This is a genomic window from Actinomadura rubrisoli, from assembly GCF_004349215.1.
Taxonomy (GTDB): domain Bacteria; phylum Actinomycetota; class Actinomycetes; order Streptosporangiales; family Streptosporangiaceae; genus Spirillospora; species Spirillospora rubrisoli.
Window position 1 is genome coordinate 1 of the sequence record NZ_SMKU01000185.1, and the last position, 18,447, is coordinate 18,447.

General features: G+C 66.8%; 23 protein-coding genes, 2 tRNA genes and 2 pseudogenes. 9 read left to right on the plus strand and 18 right to left on the minus strand.

Annotated features, from left to right (window positions below; genetic code table 11):
- Nucleotides 1-134 precede the first annotated feature (134 nt).
- Both orn and E1298_RS28590 read left to right on the plus strand, forming a co-directional pair.
- Nucleotides 135-728: an oligoribonuclease gene (gene orn / locus E1298_RS28585; RefSeq protein WP_131898651.1), complete on the plus strand. Its 594-nt coding sequence runs from the start codon at nucleotides 135-137 to the stop codon at nucleotides 726-728.
- Between the two features lie 57 nt (nucleotides 729-785).
- A tRNA-His gene (locus E1298_RS28590) sits at nucleotides 786-861 on the plus strand.
- Between the two features lie 248 nt (nucleotides 862-1,109).
- Here E1298_RS28590 and E1298_RS28595 read toward each other — a convergent pair.
- Complete coding sequence (locus tag E1298_RS28595; protein ID WP_131898653.1) at nucleotides 1,110-1,658, minus strand: hypothetical protein; 549 nt, start codon at nucleotides 1,656-1,658, stop codon at nucleotides 1,110-1,112.
- Nucleotides 1,659-2,266: 608 nt separating this feature from the next.
- Here E1298_RS28595 and E1298_RS28600 point away from each other — a divergent pair.
- Both E1298_RS28600 and E1298_RS28605 read left to right on the plus strand, forming a co-directional pair.
- Nucleotides 2,267-2,842: a response regulator transcription factor gene (locus E1298_RS28600; RefSeq protein WP_131898655.1), complete on the plus strand. Its 576-nt coding sequence runs from the start codon at nucleotides 2,267-2,269 to the stop codon at nucleotides 2,840-2,842.
- An 83-nt stretch (nucleotides 2,843-2,925) separates the two neighbouring features.
- Nucleotides 2,926-2,998, plus strand: a tRNA-Lys gene (locus E1298_RS28605).
- A gap of 191 nt (nucleotides 2,999-3,189) precedes the next feature.
- Here the strand turns inward: E1298_RS28605 and E1298_RS28610 are convergent.
- The 8 genes from E1298_RS28610 to E1298_RS28645 form a co-directional block, all read right to left on the minus strand.
- The gene (locus E1298_RS28610; protein WP_131898657.1) at nucleotides 3,190-3,879 is read right to left on the minus strand and encodes a hypothetical protein; all 690 of its coding nucleotides are present in this window, start codon (nucleotides 3,877-3,879) and stop codon (nucleotides 3,190-3,192) included.
- 234 nt (nucleotides 3,880-4,113) lie between these two features.
- On the minus strand, nucleotides 4,114-4,548 hold the full coding sequence (locus E1298_RS28615; protein WP_131898659.1) for a recombinase family protein: 435 nt from the start codon (nucleotides 4,546-4,548) through the stop codon (nucleotides 4,114-4,116).
- A 34-nt stretch (nucleotides 4,549-4,582) separates the two neighbouring features.
- Nucleotides 4,583-4,891: a hypothetical protein gene (locus E1298_RS28620; protein WP_131898661.1), complete on the minus strand. Its 309-nt coding sequence runs from the start codon at nucleotides 4,889-4,891 to the stop codon at nucleotides 4,583-4,585.
- A gap of 5 nt (nucleotides 4,892-4,896) precedes the next feature.
- Nucleotides 4,897-5,388: a methyl-accepting chemotaxis domain-containing protein gene (locus E1298_RS28625; RefSeq protein ID WP_131898663.1), complete on the minus strand. Its 492-nt coding sequence runs from the start codon at nucleotides 5,386-5,388 to the stop codon at nucleotides 4,897-4,899.
- A gap of 105 nt (nucleotides 5,389-5,493) precedes the next feature.
- On the minus strand, nucleotides 5,494-5,901 hold the full coding sequence (locus E1298_RS28630) for a hypothetical protein (RefSeq protein WP_131898665.1): 408 nt from the start codon (nucleotides 5,899-5,901) through the stop codon (nucleotides 5,494-5,496).
- An 85-nt stretch (nucleotides 5,902-5,986) separates the two neighbouring features.
- The gene (locus tag E1298_RS28635; protein ID WP_131898667.1) at nucleotides 5,987-6,469 is read right to left on the minus strand and encodes a hypothetical protein; all 483 of its coding nucleotides are present in this window, start codon (nucleotides 6,467-6,469) and stop codon (nucleotides 5,987-5,989) included.
- Nucleotides 6,470-6,630: 161 nt separating this feature from the next.
- Nucleotides 6,631-7,002 carry an MFS transporter gene (locus E1298_RS28640; protein ID WP_165975706.1) on the minus strand — a complete coding sequence of 124 codons (372 nt, stop codon included), beginning with the start codon at nucleotides 7,000-7,002 and terminating at the stop codon, nucleotides 6,631-6,633.
- 118 nt (nucleotides 7,003-7,120) lie between these two features.
- Nucleotides 7,121-8,197 (minus strand): IS630 family transposase, encoded by a 1,077-nt coding sequence (locus E1298_RS28645; protein ID WP_131898671.1) that lies wholly within the window; start codon nucleotides 8,195-8,197, stop codon nucleotides 7,121-7,123.
- On the opposite strand from E1298_RS28645, the gene E1298_RS51870 reads away from it, so the two are divergent.
- Nucleotides 8,196-8,540 (plus strand): DUF262 domain-containing protein, encoded by a 345-nt coding sequence (locus E1298_RS51870; protein ID WP_131898673.1) that lies wholly within the window; start codon nucleotides 8,196-8,198, stop codon nucleotides 8,538-8,540. The two genes, E1298_RS28645 and E1298_RS51870, sit on opposite strands and share 2 nt — an antisense overlap.
- 36 nt (nucleotides 8,541-8,576) lie before the next feature.
- On the opposite strand, the gene E1298_RS48450 is transcribed toward E1298_RS51870, so the two are convergent.
- Both E1298_RS48450 and E1298_RS50585 read right to left on the minus strand, forming a co-directional pair.
- Nucleotides 8,577-8,726, minus strand: coding sequence for a hypothetical protein (locus tag E1298_RS48450; RefSeq protein WP_165975708.1), 150 nt, complete (start codon nucleotides 8,724-8,726; stop codon nucleotides 8,577-8,579).
- Nucleotides 8,727-8,811: 85 nt separating this feature from the next.
- Nucleotides 8,812-8,993, minus strand: a pseudogene (locus E1298_RS50585) (IS5/IS1182 family transposase); the annotation flags it as partial.
- A gap of 197 nt (nucleotides 8,994-9,190) precedes the next feature.
- Here E1298_RS50585 and E1298_RS28655 point away from each other — a divergent pair.
- Nucleotides 9,191-9,490: a hypothetical protein gene (locus E1298_RS28655; protein WP_131898675.1), complete on the plus strand. Its 300-nt coding sequence runs from the start codon at nucleotides 9,191-9,193 to the stop codon at nucleotides 9,488-9,490.
- 338 nt (nucleotides 9,491-9,828) lie between these two features.
- Here E1298_RS28655 and E1298_RS28660 read toward each other — a convergent pair whose 3' ends face one another.
- From E1298_RS28660 to E1298_RS28690, 7 genes and pseudogenes are all read right to left on the minus strand, one after another.
- The gene (locus E1298_RS28660) at nucleotides 9,829-10,377 is read right to left on the minus strand and encodes a transposase (RefSeq protein WP_243725869.1); all 549 of its coding nucleotides are present in this window, start codon (nucleotides 10,375-10,377) and stop codon (nucleotides 9,829-9,831) included.
- Nucleotides 10,374-10,856 (minus strand): helix-turn-helix domain-containing protein, encoded by a 483-nt coding sequence (locus E1298_RS28665; protein ID WP_131898679.1) that lies wholly within the window; start codon nucleotides 10,854-10,856, stop codon nucleotides 10,374-10,376. The genes E1298_RS28660 and E1298_RS28665 overlap by 4 nt, the downstream gene beginning before the upstream one ends.
- 6 nt (nucleotides 10,857-10,862) lie before the next feature.
- Nucleotides 10,863-11,282: a hypothetical protein gene (locus E1298_RS28670; protein ID WP_131898681.1), complete on the minus strand. Its 420-nt coding sequence runs from the start codon at nucleotides 11,280-11,282 to the stop codon at nucleotides 10,863-10,865.
- A 5-nt stretch (nucleotides 11,283-11,287) separates the two neighbouring features.
- Entirely contained in the window at nucleotides 11,288-12,439 is a 1,152-nt protein-coding gene (locus E1298_RS28675; protein WP_207944890.1) for a polymorphic toxin-type HINT domain-containing protein, read from the minus strand.
- A 255-nt stretch (nucleotides 12,440-12,694) separates the two neighbouring features.
- Nucleotides 12,695-12,922 (minus strand): annotated as a pseudogene (locus E1298_RS51875) (RHS repeat-associated core domain-containing protein); the annotation flags it as partial.
- Between the two features lie 45 nt (nucleotides 12,923-12,967).
- The gene (locus E1298_RS28685) at nucleotides 12,968-13,990 is read right to left on the minus strand and encodes a hypothetical protein (protein WP_243725870.1); all 1,023 of its coding nucleotides are present in this window, start codon (nucleotides 13,988-13,990) and stop codon (nucleotides 12,968-12,970) included.
- A gap of 327 nt (nucleotides 13,991-14,317) precedes the next feature.
- The gene (locus E1298_RS28690; RefSeq protein WP_165975709.1) at nucleotides 14,318-15,892 is read right to left on the minus strand and encodes a hypothetical protein; all 1,575 of its coding nucleotides are present in this window, start codon (nucleotides 15,890-15,892) and stop codon (nucleotides 14,318-14,320) included.
- 16 nt (nucleotides 15,893-15,908) lie between these two features.
- Between E1298_RS28690 and E1298_RS28695 the strand changes: the two genes are divergently transcribed.
- From E1298_RS28695 to E1298_RS50590, 3 genes are all read left to right on the plus strand, one after another.
- On the plus strand, nucleotides 15,909-16,568 hold the full coding sequence (locus E1298_RS28695) for an alpha/beta hydrolase (RefSeq protein WP_165975710.1): 660 nt from the start codon (nucleotides 15,909-15,911) through the stop codon (nucleotides 16,566-16,568).
- A gap of 7 nt (nucleotides 16,569-16,575) precedes the next feature.
- A complete protein-coding gene (locus E1298_RS28700; RefSeq protein WP_131898689.1) occupies nucleotides 16,576-17,664 on the plus strand; it encodes an alpha/beta hydrolase in 1,089 nt (362 codons plus the stop codon).
- Between the two features lie 562 nt (nucleotides 17,665-18,226).
- Nucleotides 18,227-18,447 (plus strand): hypothetical protein (locus E1298_RS50590; RefSeq protein WP_243725871.1); only part of this gene is annotated, 221 nt, incomplete at its 3' end.

Sequence of the window (18,447 nt, forward strand, 5' to 3'; positions counted from 1 at the left end):
CCCGACCCCAGGCTGCGCCCCGGCGTCCCGGTCCCCGACCACATCGCCCACCGAGGTACCGAAACGGCTCCGACCTCGTAAATCGAGCCAATCCAGTGCCCCGCGCAGTCGTTCATGGTCGTAGGGTGAAACCCATGAACGAGCGGCTGGTCTGGATTGACTGCGAGATGACAGGACTCGATCTGCGCAATGACGCGCTCATCGAGATAGCCGCGCTGGTGACCGACAGCGAGCTGAACATCCTCGACGAGGGCGTCGACGTCGTGATCAAGCCACCGCCCGAGTCGGTCACCCAGATGTCCAAGGTCGTCCGCGACATGCACACCACATCCGGCCTGCTCGACGCCCTGCCCGGCGGCATCACCCTCACCGAGGCCGAGGACATCGTCCTCAACTACGTCCGGCGCCACGTCAAGGACGCCAACAAGGCACCCCTGTGCGGCAACTCCATCGCCACCGACCGCGCGTTCCTCGCCCGGGACATGCCCGCCCTCGACGGCCACCTCCACTACCGCATGGTCGACGTCTCCTCCATCAAGGAACTGGCCCGCCGCTGGTACCCGCGCGTCTACTTCGCCAGCCCGGAGAAGAAGGGCGGCCACCGCGCCCTCGCCGACATCACCGAGAGCATCCAGGAACTGCGCTACTACCGCGCCGCCGTCTTCGTCCCGCAACCCGGCCCCGACTCCGAAACGGCCCGCACCCTGGCCGCCCAAGTCGGCGCCTGACCCAGCACTCCCCAGAACCCGCTACACTACAGAAAGCCGGGCGCGTTCCCGGCCACGGTGGGTGTAGCTCAGCTGGCAGAGCACTTGGTTGTGGTCCAAGATGTCGGGGGTTCAAGTCCCCTCACTCACCCCAGCGAAAGCCCTGGCCATCCCAAAGATGCCCAGGGCTTCTCTGCATCCCGTACCACTCGGCTCGGCAACGACAGCCGTGGCCCAGCCGTTCACATGCGGCCGGCGCACCCGGCCCCGTGGCCCACACGAATCCCTCACGGGCTGCGCGCTTTCGCGAGATCGAGGTCAGCCGAACGTCCACCAGCGGAGAGACGCCTGGGGCGGACAGCCGCGCCAGGAACCAGACGAGGTCACGCCCCCGACCGTGACTCACTTACCGCGACCGGACTCTCCCTCTTGGTCCGAATCGAGCGCCAGGTTCACCATTTCATCCAATTTCTTGAACGTCGTACCTTTTCCGCCCCAGAGGGAGTCAGCGAAATTGATCAACGACCAAGCGGCGTAAAGCCAGGCCAGCGATTCGGTACGGGAGACAGGCCCAAGGCCGTCACGCCATTCGTTGGGGGACATCCCGAGGAAGGCGGCCGTGAACCCCCCTGCCACCATCGGGAGCACCTCGTCCGGCACCTCGTCGATCCGCCTCAGCGTGCGGACCGCCGCGGGAACGAAGTCAAGCGGCGGCGGCTCCCCGAACATCGCCCCGACGAACACGATCAAGGTCATACACCCGGTACGGACATCTCGTACGGCCTGCTCGGTCGCGAGACGGGCCCGGAGCTCCCGAACGACCGCCGCCGGATCATCCGGCGCGTCCAACTCTTCGTTGAGACCTCTGACCATCTCGATGGCGGTATCGAGATCGCCAAACTCGTCCAAATAGTCGCGATCGTCCGACAATGGGATCTTCATGTCGCCCATAGGAAAAAGCTAACCAGCCCGTGAGGTCATTCGCAGCGTTTCCCACACCTCGACGGCATCGCATATCCCCCAGAGATCGAACTGGCCAGATCCGCCCGAAGCCATTCAGACCGAAGGCTCTCCATCACGACAGCCCAACCGCGCCCGCCTCCAGCGCGCGTACGCACAGAGGCGACGCCCCAAACCCCCGCTTGCGCGACCCGCCCAGGTGAGTTGCTCCAAGACGTCACCGCCGTTGATCGGAACCACCACACACAGATCCGCCCCAGCTGGCAGCCACGTCCAGCGACACGGCTGTTCCCCACCGACGATGGCAGTCGCAGGCTTCGGACGGAGGGGCTCGCGATAGCTTGCGAGCGATGGGCTATCGCGAGGTAGGTTCACAGTGCGAACTAAGCAGCGCTCAAATCGCCCGCAACCTGCGCAAACTCCCCCGGCCAACGATCTCCAACCGTTGCGCATCCCTGCCGGCCCCCAAGATGTCGGAGCTTCGAGCCCCCTTGCAGAGGCCCTGGTCACACGACCAGGACCTTCTTCGTGGCGCGGTCCGTCGTCGGGCGGTTATGCTCCGTCCTTATACATGCCCAACGACCCCCCGAGGGCGACGGATGAGTGTCGACGAGACGGCCCCCCTGCGCGTGCTGGTGGTGGACGGCGACCCGCGCGTCCGCGCGGACGTGATCTCCCTGCTGCAGTCCAGCGACGAGCTTGAGGTCGTCGCCGAGACCTCCGACGGCACCGCCGCCCTTCCCCTGGCCGAACGCCTGCGCCCCGACATCGTCCTCCTGGACGCCGCCGCCGCCCGCACCGGCCACGCCACCCCCCTCAGCCGCGCCTCCCGGGTCTTCGTCCTGGCCTCCCCGGACGACCAGAGCATCGAGGTCGCCCTCCGCGGCGGCGCCTGCGGCCACCTCGTCCCCGGCACCTTCACCGTCCGCGACCTGATCCGCGGCGTCCGCGACGCCTCCCGCCTGTCCCTCGGCCTGTCCGCCCGCGAGGCCGAGGTCATGGACCTCATCGCCACCGGCCGCTCCAACGGCGAGATCGCCCGCCAGCTCTTCCTCAGCGAGAAGACCGTCAAGAACCACGTCAACCGCATCTACTCCAAGCTAGGCGTCAGCTCCCGCGCCACCGCGATCGCCCTCTGGCGCGGCATGATGAGCGTCCTCCCGGCCAAGGACTAACCGATTCGCACTGGTCCGCAGCTCCTGATATCGTTCTTCCTGTCGCGAGGGACACCGGCCAGGGCCGGAGCCCCCGCTGACATGCGCCGTTAGCTCAATTGGCAGAGCAGCGGACTCTTAATCCGCGGGTTCGGGGTTCAAGTCCCTGACGGCGCACCGCACCCCACCTGGGCAAACGCAAAAATATACGCGTTTGCCCATTAGCATTTCATCCCCCTTTGTCCTCCCACGCTGCTCGATGTTCGCTCGCGGGCCAAAACCCAGACATCGTCGGCCCTGGATATCGATGCAGACAACGCGATAGCCAATGCAGACAGGTACCGCCTGTCGTCGACGCCGCGTGAGCGCTACGCACGGGACCGGACGTCGACTGTGCGGTTACTGCAAGAGCGCCTGGTTGCGCCTTTTCTCTCCTCAGGAGCATCCCGCTTCCACATCTTCAGGCGTTCCCTGTTGCAACCGGTGTTCCGGCTGCTGTTGCGCGGCTGGTCGATGTGGCGGTGGAGGCAGCTCGGGAACAGCCGAGGGCGATGAGTGTGGCGGTGGTGATCAGGAGTGCCCCGCAGGTGGCGGTGGTCTGGATGCCGGTCGTGGCCAGCAGTGGGCCGCAGGTCAGCAGCGCGAGGGGGGGTGAGAGCGAGGCTGCCCAGCAGTGTCCATCTGTTGACTCGTGCGAGCAGGTCGGGCGGGAAGGTGTTCTGCAGGACGATCGTCCAGGCGACCGCGTAGATCGTCTGGCAGATGCCGGGTAGAAGCATCGCCGCCACGATGGCGGGCCAGGGACCTGCGACGGCGGTGAGGGCCAGCGGTACTGCCACGGTGCAGGGGAAGATCGCGGCGATGAGCATGGGCCGGGTCGGGCGCCAACAGGTGGCGATGAATGCTCCTGCCAGGGCGCCGAGGGCCTCGGCGCCCTCGATGATGCCCCAGGCGCCAGCGCCCCCGCGGCCTGCGGTCATCGACAGTGGGCCGATGATCGAGGTGTAGGCGGCTGCTGAGACGGCCACGGTGGTGAACTGCAGGGTCAGGATCCACACCCACCCGGTGGCGGGTGAACGCCCGCCACCCGGCGCGCAGGTCCGCCCATGGGCGTGGCCAGGGCTGGCGGCCGTTCGGGATGCACAGGCGGGCCAGCAGGGCGGCGCTGGCGGCCGCGGATACCGCATTGGCGGCTGCGGCCCGGCCCAACAGCGGTGATGACGGCGCCCGAAGCCACCAGCCCGATCAGTAACCCGGCGGACACGGAGACCGGGAGAAACCGTGGGAACGGGTCAGACAGGGTCGGCGGCCAGGGTGGCGTAGGCGGTTGAGCGGGAGATCTTGAGAGTGCGGGCGGCTTCGGTTACGGAGACTCCGTCGTTGACGAGGCGGTGGAGTGCGGCGAGTTCGGCGGGGCCGATCACGGTCGGGCAGCCGGTCTTCTTCTTGCTGGGCAGCCAGCGGCCTTCGGCTTCGCGGCGCGCGGCTGAGGCGATCCCGTCGGCTTGGCGTTCAGCGCGCAACTCCAGTTCATACTCTGCGGCGGCGGCCAAGACGGCGAACATGAACCGGCCTTCCTTGGTCTCCAGGTCGAAGTTCTCGGTCAGGGATATGACCTTCACCCCACGGCGGCGCAGGGCGTTGACGGTGGTCAGAACGTGCGCGGCCGAGCGCAGGCGGCGCCATAGTTCCTCGGGCAGCAGCCCCTTCGGCGGCCGCTTGGTCATCTTCGCGCCTCCCTGGAGGCTGGTCCGGTCGACATCAGGAGCCGTCGTGGTCGATCTGCAGGGCGTCCTGGATCGCGGTGTCGCGCAGGTACCGGTCGTAGGCACCAGCGACGGTCTCGCCCGCGGCGGCCAGGTCGAGGGCGGTCCGGCCGTCCAGGGCCAGCGGCCCTCGCCGCCCGGCCCACTGGACGACCTGGTGGCCGCGTTCGTCGATCAGAGTGATGGAGATGTCGTCGGCAATCTCGATGCCGGTCTCGGCGTCGTAGGCGCCGACCTTCACGGCCAGTTCTTCGGGGCGGGCATCGCCCAGGTCCAGGCGGGCCGCGGCCTCCGGGGCGTCCATCGCGATCAGCTCCAGCGGAGTAGCGGCCCCGCGGCGCGCAGGTCCCGGACCTGCTCGGCGGCGCGGCTGGCGACGGTGTCGACCTCGCGCAGCGCCTTGTGCAGCGCGGCCGCATCGCCCGCCTGCCCGGCGCGGGCGGCCTCCACCGCGAAGGTGAAGGCCTTCAGCAGAGTCCGCATCGTGTCGGCGTGGCCGTTGCCGGTGCCGTGCTCGTCCAGCCGCTCGGGGCTGTGGAGCATGGCCGGGTTCAGCGTCTTGCCGATTTGCTCCAGCAGCCGGTCAAGTTCGGGCAGCGCGTCGACCAGAGTGCCGCCCGGCCGCGTGATGATCCGGTCGCGCGGGGCCCGCGACGCGACGAGCCACTCCACGCCCCGGAAGGTCTGGTGCACGGTGTAGGCGTGGTCGGGCGGCAGGGTGCAGTACTGGCTCGGATAGGTGGGGTGCGGCTCTGCGCAGATCCGGATCGGCTCCGGGCCGTCGCTCTGGTCGTCGGACATCGAGGGGCTCCCGTCCAAAAAGGTCTACCTTTCTGGACGCCGTAGCGACCAGCGCCAACACCGTCCAGAAACCTCCGTCCAGAAACGGGCACGATTCCGGATCGTCTAACGCATCGCCTCGTTGATCGCGCGCAACAGGTCACCTATGTTCTCAACGCCGCGCGCATCGGCCTGATAGGCCAGGGTCACCACCGAAGAGATGGCCGCGGCCTGCGCGATCGGCGCGTACCGGGCCAGCAGTTCCAACGCATCGTGTGACTGAGCCGCATAGATGTGCTCGCTGCCGCCCTGCTCGCCCTGGACCTCAACCAGGAACCGGGGCGCCTCGCTGCGCGAGTACACCGCGATGCCCACCCCAGTCGGTACATCGACGTACCCGATCGTGGTGAACAGCTTGTAACCCAACCTCCCCAGCGGGGCGGCGTCCTCCTCCCCGTCCTCCCAGGAATCCATGAGCAGGTCCGGGCCACTGCTCCACTCACCGTCCGCGTAGTACGGGGCCGTCGTCGCCATGACACCCAAGGCTAGAATGCCCTGCGCCGAACCGGGCACGTTCAGCAGGAACGTTCGGGAGAGACCGCCGTGCCCCGCCCCCCGCTCAGTCCAGGTGCCGCTCGACCGCGTCCGTGAACGCCTCGGCCTCGTGCGCGGAGAACGTGTGCTGGTTGGCCTCGGTCACCATGTAGCCGCACTCGGCGAACGCCAGCAGGTACGCCCGCATCTGGGGATCGGGCATCCGCTCGGCCTCCTGGCGGATCTCGGCCATCATCTTGCCCTCATCGACCGGGACCGGCTCGTCGGCGTCCGGATCGAAGAAGACCGGGTCGCTCGGCCCCATCTCCCTACCGAACTTGTCGCGGAACAACTCCTGCTGCTGCCGCAGCGCATCAGTGATCTGCGGCCCTTCCGACTCCGCAAGGGTCACCGTGACCCGCCCCTGCGCATCGGTCACCCGCTGCACGAACCGCCGATCATCGGCACGCTGGTTCACCAACGCCGCATGCCGCTCGAATCGCTCCGCCCGCTCCGCCAGCCGCTTGGCCCGACGCCGCTGGTTGGCGTCCTCCTTCTTCCCCGCCATCCCCCCAGTCTTTACCGCCGCCAGCCTCTAGAACACGGGGCCGTTGGCCCGCCCACTGGACGAGCCCGTCCGCTACTTCGCCCCGTACACCGATCGATTCCCAACGGCCCCCCAAGCGCGAAGAGTGACGGTCGCTACGCATAGCTACCTTGGCCCTGGGGTTACGTTCGGGAGAACACCCCCGACACGGCCTGGCTCATCAGCGCGTTGCCGATACGGCGGGTGTCATGGTGGGCGAGGTCGGCGATGATGGCGCGTTCTGCGGGCAGGAACAGCGCGCAGGCCAGTCCCGCCAGTAACGCCAGGATGCTGAGCATCGACAGGGGCGTTGCGCCGGTCAGAAGACAGGCGGCGATCGCGGTCCAAGTCAGCACGGCGAGGATTTCGGTCCCAGCCATCATCAGGTGGCGGCGGATGCGGTCACCACCGGTGACCCCTTCGGCAAGAACGAGCAAGGCGGGCAGGGCTTCGCAGGCCAGGACGATCGACAGGCCGCCCAGGCCGTGGCCGGCTTGCAGGGTGCCAAAGGACAAGGCGAGGGTGCCGAACCCGTCCCCGGTGCTCCCGCCAACCGCGCGGCCAACAGCGGGACGAGGCGGCGGTCGGTCAGCAGGTGAAGAGCGCGAGAGGGTGGGGACACAGGTCGGCACGCTAGTGTCGCGTGAATGAAGTTTGTGGACGGTGTGGGGTGGCGTGTTCGAGGATTTCGTCGGCGGTCTTGGTCCAGGTGAAGGGCCGGCAGCGCTGGTTGTAGGCGTCGATGTAGCGGCCGATGGCGGCGATCAGGTCGGGGACCGAGGTGAAGGTGCCGCGGCGGATGGCTTGGCGGGTGATGATGCCGAAGAAGATCTCGACCAGGTTCAGCCAGGAGCATCCGGTCGGGGTGAAGTGCAGGGTGATCCGCGGGTTGCGGGCCAGCCACGCCTTCACGCGCGGGTGTTTGTGGGTGGCGTAGTTGTCGACCACCACGTGCAGTTTCACCCGGGGGTGGGCTTCGGCGACGGCCTTGAGGAAGCGCAGGAACTCCTCACTGCGGTGCCGGTCGTAGCAGACGTCGGCGGTGATGCGCCCGGTGGCGACCTCCAGCGCGGCGAACAGCGTGGTGGTGCCGTGCCGGAGGTAGTCATGGGTGCGGCGCTCGGCCAGGCCCGGCCGCACCGGCAGCATCGGCGCGGTCCGATCCAGCGCCTGGATCTGGCTCTTTTCGTCCACGCACACCACCACCGCCTTGTCCGGCGGCGCCAGATACAGCCCGACCACGTCCCGGACCTTGGCCTCCAGTTCGGGATCGGTGGAGAACTCGAAGGTCTCGCTCCGCCAGGGCTGGATCTTCCACTTGCGCCACACCTTGGCGATCGCGACATTGGAGATGCCCAGTTCGGCGGCCAGCAGCCGCGACGACCAGTGCGTCACTCCCAGCCGCTCGGGCGGGCCCCGCAGGGTGCAGACCACCACCTGCGCCTCGTCCACCTCCACCGGCCGCCCCGACCGCGGCCGGTCCTCAAGACCGGCCAGCCCAGCCGACCGGAACCGATTCCGCCACGTCACCACCGTCTGCCGGGACACCTGCAGCCGACGGGCGATCTCGGCGTTGGGCACCCCCTCAGCGGCCAGCAGCACGATCCTCGCCCGCGTCACCAGACCCGACGGCAACGACGGCGACCGAACCCACGACCGCAGTTCCCCACGGTCGGCATCCGGCACCTCAAGCGGCACAGCAACAGCCATGCCTCATTCAACCGCACCAGCACCAACCGTCCAAGAACTTCATTCACACAACACTAGACACTCCTCGGAAGGTCAGGTGGCGTCACACTTCCTCGGCGCTGTGGTGCTGGCACCGAGTATGAAGGCCGCACCGGAGCTCTCGCAGTGGAACGTGGTGGACGGTCAGCAGCGCCTGACGACCTTGATGATTGCGTTGTGCGCGGTCCGAGACCACCTGGTGGTGGCAAGCCGAACGGATCAGCAAGTTGTTCCTGACCAACAAGTTCCAGCTGGACGATCTGTTCTTCAAGCTGCTTCCGACGCAGTCCGACCGCGATGCCTTCAAGGCGTGCGTCAAAAATGATCACGATGGTCTGCTGACGGGTCAGGTCGGTACCGCCTACCAGTCTTCTGCAACAAGCTCCTCCAGGTCGACAAGGCCGCCGACAACGGGGCGGTGGCACGACTCGAGCAGGTCATTCTTGACCGGCTGAACCTGGTGCTGCGGCAGGGCGAGAAGGCCAAGTACAACGACGTCTACCGAGGCCATCAGGAGCTTCTCGAGTCGATCGCCCACGACGAGGCACAGGGTGAGGCCTACGACCATCCGACCTGCAACCCTACAAACTGCGGTAGAGCTGGGTGTTGACCCGCTCGCCCGGTCCGCGCAGCCGTGCATGCGCGCGGTTGGCCTCCTGCGCCTCGGGTTTGCCGCGTCCCTTGTTAGGAGTTCGAACGTGCTCGCAGGCTCCTTGGCATTGTCGGCCAGCACCGGTAGTCCGGCAGTGGCCAGTGCGCGGATAATGCTCCAGATCCGGCGGAAAAGGTTCACCGTTAATGCCAGTCAGACACAAGCTTCGATCATGTAACTCGAGAGACTCGGTGAGCGAACCAGTCGAAGGTCGCTACCACGATGTCCCAGGGCTACCTCGAAAAGCTTCCTGGCCCGCCGGATGATCGCTTCTTCTGATCTTCCGCTCCGAGTGGGAGGCACAGACCAGCTATCCGGTCATCATGCGGCTGTTGGAACTCCGCGAGGACGGCGACGCCTCGACCAATGACCTCGCCGACGTCCTACTCCGGCAGGGCCGCCGTGCCGACGAGTTGGGCGAGGTCGCTGTAGGACGACCACATCTCTGGTACCAGGACGGCAACGGCGTCGTAGAGCAGGGTCCAGTCCGTTCCGAAGGTGTTCGGGGCCGCGTTGCCAAGGCCATCCGCAACGGAGGTGCACCTCTGGTGCACATCAGCAACACGGTGCGCACGCCAGGTCGCTGCCCGGATCGGCTACGAGAGGTCGACGACTACCTCTGACCAGAACGAATCGTCCGGGAAATAGGGACGCTCATCCACACCGACCCGGTGCGCGCTGACCGGCCGTACTTCTCCGGCAAACATCGCGTCCACGGGATGAACGTGCGAGTCATCGCCGGGCCGGACAGGCGATTCTGTGAGCCTGCGGCGCAATGCCGGGCAAGACCCATGACCAGACCGCCGCAAGGGTATGAGGTATTCTGCGTGAGCTGCAGAAGACAGGGGTTCGCACCCTAACTGACAAGGCATACCAAGGCGCTGAGGTCACCACTGTGATCACGCCCTGCAAGGGTCACGACAAGCCGGAATCACAAAATCCGACCGCAGATGACATGGGCTTACTGAGGTTTAAGGCGTGATGTCGGCGGGGTGAGGCCAGTGGCGGTCAGGCATCCGTCGATGATGTCGCTGCGGTATTGGACTATGCGTAGGCCATGGCGGAGGGTGCGCCTCAGGTGGTCGGGATCGGTGAAGGCGATGTTGGCCTGACTGGTGCGGCGCAGGACCGACCAGACGCACTCGACCGGGTTGAGGTCGGGTGCGTAGGTCGGCAGGTAGAAGACCGTCAGCCAATCGCAGCCGTCGATGAACGCACGTAACCGGGCGTCGCGGTGAACATTGAGATTGTCCCAGACCAGCGTGATCGGTGCGTTCAGCTGGTGGTGGGCGGCGATCAGCAGGTCCCGGTAGTCGGTCCAGGCGAGGCTGCGGCGTCCGGGCTGCTTGTGATCGGTGTGGTGTTTGAGCCGGTAGATCAGCCGGGATCGCCGCCCGGGCCGGTAGCAGGCCAGTGCGGCGATCGAGATACGTCGCTGTGAGCGGCCCCGCACGTTGATGACCGGAGTGCGGCCGCGCCGCGACCAGGTGCGGCGGGTCGGCGGCGTCATCGAGAATCCGGCCTCGTCTTCGAGGACGATCCACCCCCCGTGCGCCGCCGCGGTGCTTCCACCTGGGGCCAGGTCTCCTTCACCCATCCGCTCACGCGCTCGGGGTCGCGTTCGGTCGCACGGCGGGCCGGGAGCTGGTGACTCCAGCCGTTGCGGCGCAGCATCTGCGCGATGCCCGACACGGTCATGGTCTTGTGGAAACGCCGCCCGATCAGGGTTTTGATGCGCTCCAACGTCCAGGTCTGATCGCTCCAGCCGTGGGCGAGCGGGCCCTTGACCAGCTCCTGTTCCAGCGCCGCCAGCAGTTCCGGGCCCAGCTTGGGCCGTCCGGGCGATCCCTGCGAACGCAGCGCACGATCCCCATGCTCCTTTCGGGCCCGCCGCCAGCGCTGCACCGATCGGACACTCACCCTCAGCCGTTTGGCGATCTCGGCGTTGCCCTGTCCATACTCAGTAGTGCCGCCACGGGCAGTCGCCACCGACAACTATTCTGCCGCCCCATACAGATTACCAATTAGATCTTGAATATCCGCCGCAACCTGTACCCATTTCGGTGATTCCGAGAATTTCAGATACAGAACACGAGGATTTTTCCGAGTCTCCCTATAGTCGAGAATGACAGGCATGTCAGGGCCAAGATCGGCGATAACAACCGATTGTCGAGGGCTGACTCCAAGACTTTCACCCGCCACCACCTCTCCGAAAACGTCTTGGATGTTCATCCGCTGCCAGGACTCGTTCTGCCTGAGCAAGTCGGATTCATTATAGAAATACGGCATTTCGGGTACCTCGCCGAATACCTCCAGGTATAGCTGCTCCCTTACTGGCGGCACCCACTTGCCTGCCCTTATTAGTGCGATCAGAGCAGGCGGAATAATCAGACCGCCGATGTGCATATCATCCACTTCTTCTATCCCCACACATCCAGTCCGGTGATGTCCCGGAGAGTATTCAGGATGGGGTCACGATGTTCCAGCGGCGCCTCTCGATCGCCGAAGTTGCGCACGTTAACGCTTACCGAGTTCCACCGCACTTCGAGCCCGTTCTCTCTCACGATTGCAACGAACCCGACTGTATCGCTAGATCCGCCGAAAGACTCGCGGTTTGTGACTCCGTGCCCTCCGAAGCGATCAACAAGCGCGTGAGGGCCACTACTGAGCCGCGCTTCCAGGTGACCGGAGATGGGGTCGAAGACCCCGCTGAACCCGTCCCCCGCGTGCATGATGCGAGCAGATGCACGGTTATGCGGTACGGACTGCCTCGTCGAGATTGACCTCAGATCACAGTTGTGAACGAGCACAGGAGCACTACCTGCGAGCACGTAATAGGTGTGATCTTCATTAACGGTGAGGTTGTGGACGTGCCGTTCCTGGACCCCGGCCCTGATTGCGGTGATTTGGATGTGGGTGCCGGCGCTGGTGCGGAGCCACATGCCGGGTTTGAGTTCGCCGGCGTTCATCCAGCGTTGCTGGTCGCCGACCCAGAAGGGGTGGTTGTCGGTGGCGATGACCATGCCGGTCTGGTGGCCTTGGGGGCCGTCGGTGTCGACGGTGATCTGGACAAGGTTCTTGGTGCCGTTGCCGGTGATGACGGCGGTGACGGGCTGTGGACGCGTCTTGCCGGTCTCGGGGTCGGTTGCGAGGACCTTGTCGCCGGTCTTGACCTTGCTGATGGGTTTGCGGGTGCCGTCGGCCATGGCGACTTCGGTGGCGGGGACGAAGCTGTTGCCGGCGCAGCCTGGTGATTGGCGTCGGGGGGCGCCGACAGGCGCGTCGCCGCCGCCACCGTCCTGCTTCGGCTTCTTGCTTTGTGCTCTCGCCGATTTGTTCTGGATGGCGGGCCCATCGGGAGCGCCTGTTCCGCCCCCTCCGGGAAGCCGGGGCTTATGGCCGAGCAGCCCGTCCAGGTAGTGCTTGAACTTGCGTGCCAGCGGGCCTCCGGCGGGGACCGGCAGCAAGATCATGATCGCGCTGATGATCGCGTCACCGTGTTTGCCCTTACGCCAAAGGACGCCCGCCATACCCGCATCCCCCAGGACGTCCAGGTAGGGCGTGTAGCTCATGAACTCGAAGGTTCCCTCGGTCGTGCTGGGCAGAGCGTCCTTCCACCCGACCGTCGGCGGCGGTCCTGCGCGGGGTACGTGCCGCGGGTCCGGGTTCAGGGCGCTGGGTGCGGTGCAGGAGCTTCTCATCGTCATGGACGCCTGGACAGCGCACTGTGCCATGTAGTTGGGTTCGTTGGCGATGCCGCCGCCGGGGGCGTTGGCCAGGCCGGGGTTGGTGGCACAGCCGGCCATGGGTGAGCACAGACCGCTGGGGTCGGAGTCGCTAGTGGGGTTGTTCTGGGCGTAGCTGTAGGGGTTGAGCGATTGCGGGCTGCCCGGGTTGGCCAGGGGGTCGGGGTTGATGAAGCGGCCGATGGCGGCGTCGTAGTAGCGGTGGTCGAGGGCGACCAGGTCGGTGGTGGGGTCTTCGGTTCTGCCGAGGAATCCGCGTTCGGTGGCGGTGATGTCGTCGCGTCCGCCGCGGTGGGCGCCGAAGGGCAGGTAGCGCTGGCGTGCGACGTTTCCTGTCCAGCCCTGGACGGTGAGCTACGCCGACCCTTGGGTGTCGCCCATCATCCAGGTCGCCGCAGGGTCGCCGTTCTTGCGGAGCGCGACGGTGGCGCCGTTGAGGGTGTAGTAGCGGGTCGCGTTCACCGAGGCGCCGGTCGCGCGGACTTCCATCCCGTCCAGGTAGAGGGTGCTGGTCGTTCCGTCCCGGCGGATGAGGCGGTCGCCGCCGGCGGTGTAGACCATGCCGGTCGCGGTGCCGCCGGTGGTGGCCTGGATGAGGCGGTGGGCCTTGTCCCAGTCGAAGCTCGTCGTCTTCCCCGCGACAGTGCGGGTCTTCATCTGACCGGCTTCGTCGTAGCCGTAGGTGTCGGTGCCGGAGCTTCCGGTGATCTTTGTGACGCTGTGCGGGTGGACGGCGTTGGAGCCGGGGGCGGGGTAGGTGTAGGTGCGCTTGGCGCCGTTGTCGGTGACGGTGCTGATGTTGCCCGAGTCGGTGTACTCGTAGGCGAGCTTGTACGGGTCAGGGCCGCGGCCGTCGGCGCCGTCGATGCCGCCGCCGCAGTCGCGTGAGGTGGTGCTGGTGGTGGTCCACGCCTGGGTGAGCCGGTTGGTGCCGTCGTAGGTGAAGCATTGGCGCTGGGGGCCCTGGCTGCCGTCGGCCGATTCGGTGAGGGTCTCGGTGATCTGGGAGACGAGCCCGGCGGGAGTGTAGGCGTAAGTATCGTCCTGGAGGGGCTTGCGTTCGCCGGTGTCGTTCCCGGTGATGGCGCGGATCCGGGTGATGCGTCCGGTGGGATCGTCGAAGTCGTAACTGCGGGCGATGCCGCCGAGCTTGCCGTAGTCGCGTTGCGCGATCTCACCGGTGGACCAGTAGTAGTTGCGTTTGACGTAGGTGTACTCGCCGCCGAAGTCGCTGGTCAGGGTGCGGGGGGTGCCGGTCAGCGGACTGTAGGTCGCGGTGAGCGTCTCGGCCGGGAGCCCGCCGGCCGCGGGCATGGTGAGCTCGGTGAGGTGGTCGGCCTTGACGTAGGCGTAGCGGTACTCGTACCTGCCGGCCAACGCCCCTTCCGAGGCCGGTACGGTGATGCGCTTTCCGAGGGGCCGGTAGCGGTCGTCGTAGCCGAGCGTCTCGGTCCGGTAGGGCTGCCCGTTCGTCCAGCGGGTCGCGGCGGCCGGCAGTCCTTTGAAGCCGCTGGGGTCGTACTCCCATTGGGCCAGTCGGGTGCCGGTGTTCGGTGCGCCGGCCCATTGGCCGGCGGGGCGATTCAGGGCGTCGTAGGTGAGGCTGATCTTCGCGCCGGCGGCGTCGACGGCGCTGGTCAGGTTGCCCGCGCTGTCGTAGGTGTAGGCGGAGTGGCCGGCATCGGGGTCGTCACCGGCGGTGCGCTAGCCCGTCCAGTCGTACTGCTGGCGGGTGATGTTGCCTTCGGCGTCGGTGATGGAGGCCAGTTCGTCGCGGACGCTGTAGCCGTAGCGTGTGGTGGAGGGCTTTGGTCCTTGATAGTCGTCGATGAGCGCCGTGGTCCGTCCGCGGACATCGCTGAGAGCCGCGCGTTTGCCCCCGGAAGGTGGTGTGGCGACCGTGATGTCGGCTGCGGGGGTGATGGTCGACGACCACTTCTTGCTTCCGGCCCCGTACAGGGTGGCGGCGGTCAGCCGTTCGGCTCCGTCGTAGGTCGCGGTCGTCCACGATGGGATGGCGGTCCAGTGCGTGTTCGCCAGCCCTCGGCCGGGGCCGTCGGCGTTGTAGACGGGAGTGCCGGTCGTTCCCGCGACCAGGCCACGGTCGTCGTAGCGCGTGATGCTGATCATCCGGCCGGTCTCGGAACCGGCGGGGGTCCGGGTCTGCGTTTCGACCTGGCGGCCGAATCCGTCGAGGTAACCCCAGGTCTCCAGCCAGTTGGGGTTGGACGTGGAACCCGACTGGAGTCGTTGGGTCTTGACGACCGTCGCTCCTGAGGGCGGGGTGATGCCCTCCTGCGGGGTCTGGTAGTCGAACTGGACGGTCGGCTTGGCCTCGGACGGGTTGGTGGGCTTGGGCTCCGCCGGCCCCCACACCCTGATCAGCCGGTTCGCGGCGTCGTAGTCCAGGGAGGTGACGTTGTTGTTGGCGTCCAGTGTCTTGGACGGGGCTCCATCGCCGCGTCCAGGGAACACCTTGGTCACGTGCGGCTGCGCACCCACGGTCGGTGGTGGCGTGGTGGTGGTGACTCCGCCGGTCGGCCAGCCCTCAGCGGGGGTGTAGCTGATGGTGCTGGTGTCGTCGTTGGTCGCGCTGGTGCCGTTCGGGAACGTGGTGGACGTGACCCGTCCGAAGCGGTCGTATGTCGCACCGGCCGTGGCGTAGGTGTTCGCGTCCCTGTAGGTCCGGACGGACGTCGGATTGCCGTCGAACGGCTTGTTCGCCGTTCCCGGTTCGGCGGCGCCGTCGTACAAGGTCACGGACTTGGAGGCGGCCGGGCCGTCGCATGCTCCCTCGTGGAGGGTGATCGTCTCGGGAAACGCGAGCATCCAACGGCCGTCGGCGGTGTTGTCCGCGTAGGTCGTGGTCGTGCACCGATCATCGCCGGAGTCGCCGGGAGCGCCGTTGTCGACGGCCTTGACCGGTCGTCCCTCGGTGTCGAAGGAGGTGTCGGTCTGGCTCACCTGGTAGGTGCCGTCGGCCTTGCGGGCCCGGGTGACGGTGGAGTCTGCTCGGACCATGTAGGCGTTGTGGAAGCCCGGACCGTCCGCGGTTCTCGGTGAACTCCAGTAGGTGTTGCGGGTGGAGGTCACGTCCGCCGATGTGCCATCGACGGCCTCTTGCCAGGTTCGGGTCTGCAGTGGACGGCCCGTCATGAAGTGGTGGTCGTTCCACACCTTGCCGTCGAAGTCGATGAGGGTGACCGTACGGTTGGCCCCCGACCCGTCGCGTTTAGTGCGGTCGTTGTGCAGGCCGCGGAAGAACTCATGGGATCTCACTGCCCGAGGCCCGCCGATGAAGCGCACCGCCGCCGCGTTCCTCATCGCGATCACCATGATGGCGACAGGAACCGTCGCCGTCCACGCCGCGGAACTCCAGCAGGGCACCTTCGCCTACGGCACCCACCAACGGCAGGCCCTGGACGCCTACTGGCACGAATCGGCCACTCCGCAGGCAGGTCTGATCCTCGTGCACGGCGGGTCCTGGAACGGCGGCAGCAGAGGAGGCGGCTGGGCGGATACGGCCCGCTGGTACGCCGACCAGAAACTGGCCGTGTTCTCCATCGACCACCGGTTCAATTCCGACGTCGCCTGGCTCGGCCCCCGCGACGACATACTCGCCGCCATCAAGTGGATCAAGACCGAGGCGGCCCGCTTCGACCTCGACCCCGGCAAGCTCGTCATCATGGGATCGCAGGCCGGGGGACAACTGGCGACCGCCGCCGGGACCTACGGCGCGGGCGCCTCCACCGTCCGCGGCGTGATCGGCCTGTCCGCGATCGCCTCCCCCTACCGCTCCTGGGGCGGCGCGCCCTACGGCACCTCGCCCGCCCTGCGGCGCAAGATCAGGGACAACGCGGTGATCCTGTCCCGGTGCCCACCCGGTACAAACGGACGAGCCGTGCTGGAGTCGCTGGGCCGACTCCGTCACCAAGTCCCGCGCGTCCGCCGATGACGCGCCCATGTACCTGCTGACCGCCCAGCAAGACCCCTACGTCACCGCCGGCCACGCCGACGACCTCGCCGCCGCCCTCCTGGCCAAGGGTGTGTCCGTGACCACCGAAACCGTCCCAGGTTCACAAAGTGGCGGCCACCTCCTCACCGACGTCACCAAGCCCAAGACCCTGGCCTGGATCAGAGCGCACACCTCATCACCCGCACCCCCGGCACACCAGTCCGCCGACCCACCCTTGGCCGTCCACCCCAACCACCGGCGTACCGTCCCAAACGACGCACCACCGGCCGCCCGCCTCTTCCTCCGCCCCACCGCCGAGACGCCCATCGAGACAACCCATGCCTACGGCGAACACGCCCGCCAGCAACTAGACGCCTACTACCAGCCCGGCTCACAGCCACAACCCGCGCTCATCGTCGTCCACGGCGGGCACTGGTACGAGGGCGACAAGCAGGAATGGGCCGCCACGGCCCGCTGGTTCGCCGGCCAGGGATACGCCACCTTCTCCATCAACTACCGCCTCAACACCGACGCCCCCTGGCCAGCGCAGCGTGACGACGTCAACTCCGCCATCACCTGGATCCGCCAGAACGCCACCACCTTCGCCATCGACCCCAACCGGATCGTGATGCTCGGCTCGTCCGCCGGAGGCCACCTCGCCGCCATGGCCGGCACCCACGCCAACGGCACCGACCTCCTGCGCGGTGTCGTCGCCCTCTCTCCCGTCGCCGACCCCAACCTCGGCTACACCACCGGCCAGACCGAAGGCGCCACCGCCGCCCAAGTCAAACTCCGCGACCACGCCACCCTCCTCACCCGCTGCTCCCCCGACCCCAGCAGCGCCTCCTGCACAAGCCAGTGGACCGACACCACCGCCAAGCACCACGCCAGCACAGGCGACACCCCGATGTATCTCATCCATTCCCAGCAAGACTTCGTCCCCGCCACACACTCCACCCAACTCTGCGAAGCCCTCACCCAAGCCCACGTCCCCTGCACCACCGAAACCACCACCGGCAGCCACCACGGCGGCGCCCTCTTCCAAGTCCCCGGCCTCCGCGACAAAGTCCTCACCTGGCTCAAAGCCCACGACTGAACAGCGCCATCGCCCGCGCACCCTGCACTGAACCGCAAGCACGATCACGGATTGCGATTCTCCCGTCGTGTCAACGATTACAGCATGACTGCGAAGAGGCGTCTGCACGACTCTAATCCGACGCGAATTAGATGAGCGACTCCGCTCACTTACAGCGAGACCCCCCGACCGCCCATGTTCGCTCGTTGTTCGCTTGGGGGCATCAGCCCGGAGGGGCAGGCGGCGAAACGGTCCGGCACGCAAGTGGTGCTGGATGCGGACAAGACGGTAGCGTTTGGTGGCGAGAATGCCGCTCCGACACGAAGGCAGTGGACTCTTAATCAGCGGGTTCGGGGTTCGAGTCCCTGGCGGCGCACCGCACCCCAGCAGCGATTACATTCCTCGCGGGAGTTGTCGCTTTCATCGTATGGGACCGGACTGAGGCCAACGTGTACCCACCGCTATGCGTGCATCTGCAGCGGAATCTTCTCGACCTTTTCGAGGGGCTCCCACCCCTTGCACACGGGCGTGCGTGATTGTGCGCGGATCCAACCACTTTTTGGTGTCGAGGAGCTCGAGTTGCATGGTTCCCCAGAACGATTCCATCATCGCATTATCGAAGCAGTCCCCGACCGTGCCCATCGAGCCGAGCGATCCCGCGTCCCGCAGGCGTTTAGCGAACGTCCAGGACGTGAACTGCGCTCCGTGGTCGGAGTGCAAGATCGTCGAGTTGGACGATGGTTTGCGGCGGGCGACCGATGCCGCCATCGCGTCGATGACCAGGGTGCTGGTCTGGCGGATATC

Coding starts and splice junctions, on each gene's coding strand:
- E1298_RS28620 (WP_131898661.1), bottom strand. CDS start 4,891: ATGGACGCCCCGGAGGCCGCGGCCCGCCTGGACCTGGGCGATGCCCGC.
- E1298_RS28615 (WP_131898659.1), bottom strand. CDS start 4,548: ATGACCAAGCGGCCGCCGAAGGGGCTGCTGCCCGAGGAACTATGGCGC.
- E1298_RS28645 (WP_131898671.1), bottom strand. CDS start 8,197: ATGGCTGTTGCTGTGCCGCTTGAGGTGCCGGATGCCGACCGTGGGGAA.
- E1298_RS28630 (WP_131898665.1), bottom strand. CDS start 5,901: ATGGCGACGACGGCCCCGTACTACGCGGACGGTGAGTGGAGCAGTGGC.
- E1298_RS28625 (WP_131898663.1), bottom strand. CDS start 5,388: ATGTCCGACGACCAGAGCGACGGCCCGGAGCCGATCCGGATCTGCGCA.
- E1298_RS28675 (WP_207944890.1), bottom strand. CDS start 12,439: ATGAGCTACACGCCCTACCTGGACGTCCTGGGGGATGCGGGTATGGCG.
- E1298_RS28700 (WP_131898689.1), top strand. CDS start 16,576: ATGTACCTGCTGACCGCCCAGCAAGACCCCTACGTCACCGCCGGCCAC.
- E1298_RS51870 (WP_131898673.1), top strand. CDS start 8,196: ATGCCTCATTCAACCGCACCAGCACCAACCGTCCAAGAACTTCATTCA.
- E1298_RS28635 (WP_131898667.1), bottom strand. CDS start 6,469: ATGGCGGGGAAGAAGGAGGACGCCAACCAGCGGCGTCGGGCCAAGCGG.
- E1298_RS48450 (WP_165975708.1), bottom strand. CDS start 8,726: ATGGCCTCGGTAGACGTCGTTGTACTTGGCCTTCTCGCCCTGCCGCAG.
- E1298_RS28660 (WP_243725869.1), bottom strand. CDS start 10,377: ATGACGCCGCCGACCCGCCGCACCTGGTCGCGGCGCGGCCGCACTCCG.
- E1298_RS28600 (WP_131898655.1), top strand. CDS start 2,267: ATGAGTGTCGACGAGACGGCCCCCCTGCGCGTGCTGGTGGTGGACGGC.
- E1298_RS28695 (WP_165975710.1), top strand. CDS start 15,909: ATGAAGCGCACCGCCGCCGCGTTCCTCATCGCGATCACCATGATGGCG.
- orn (WP_131898651.1), top strand. CDS start 135: ATGAACGAGCGGCTGGTCTGGATTGACTGCGAGATGACAGGACTCGAT.
- E1298_RS28595 (WP_131898653.1), bottom strand. CDS start 1,658: ATGGGCGACATGAAGATCCCATTGTCGGACGATCGCGACTATTTGGAC.
- E1298_RS28655 (WP_131898675.1), top strand. CDS start 9,191: ATGCGGCTGTTGGAACTCCGCGAGGACGGCGACGCCTCGACCAATGAC.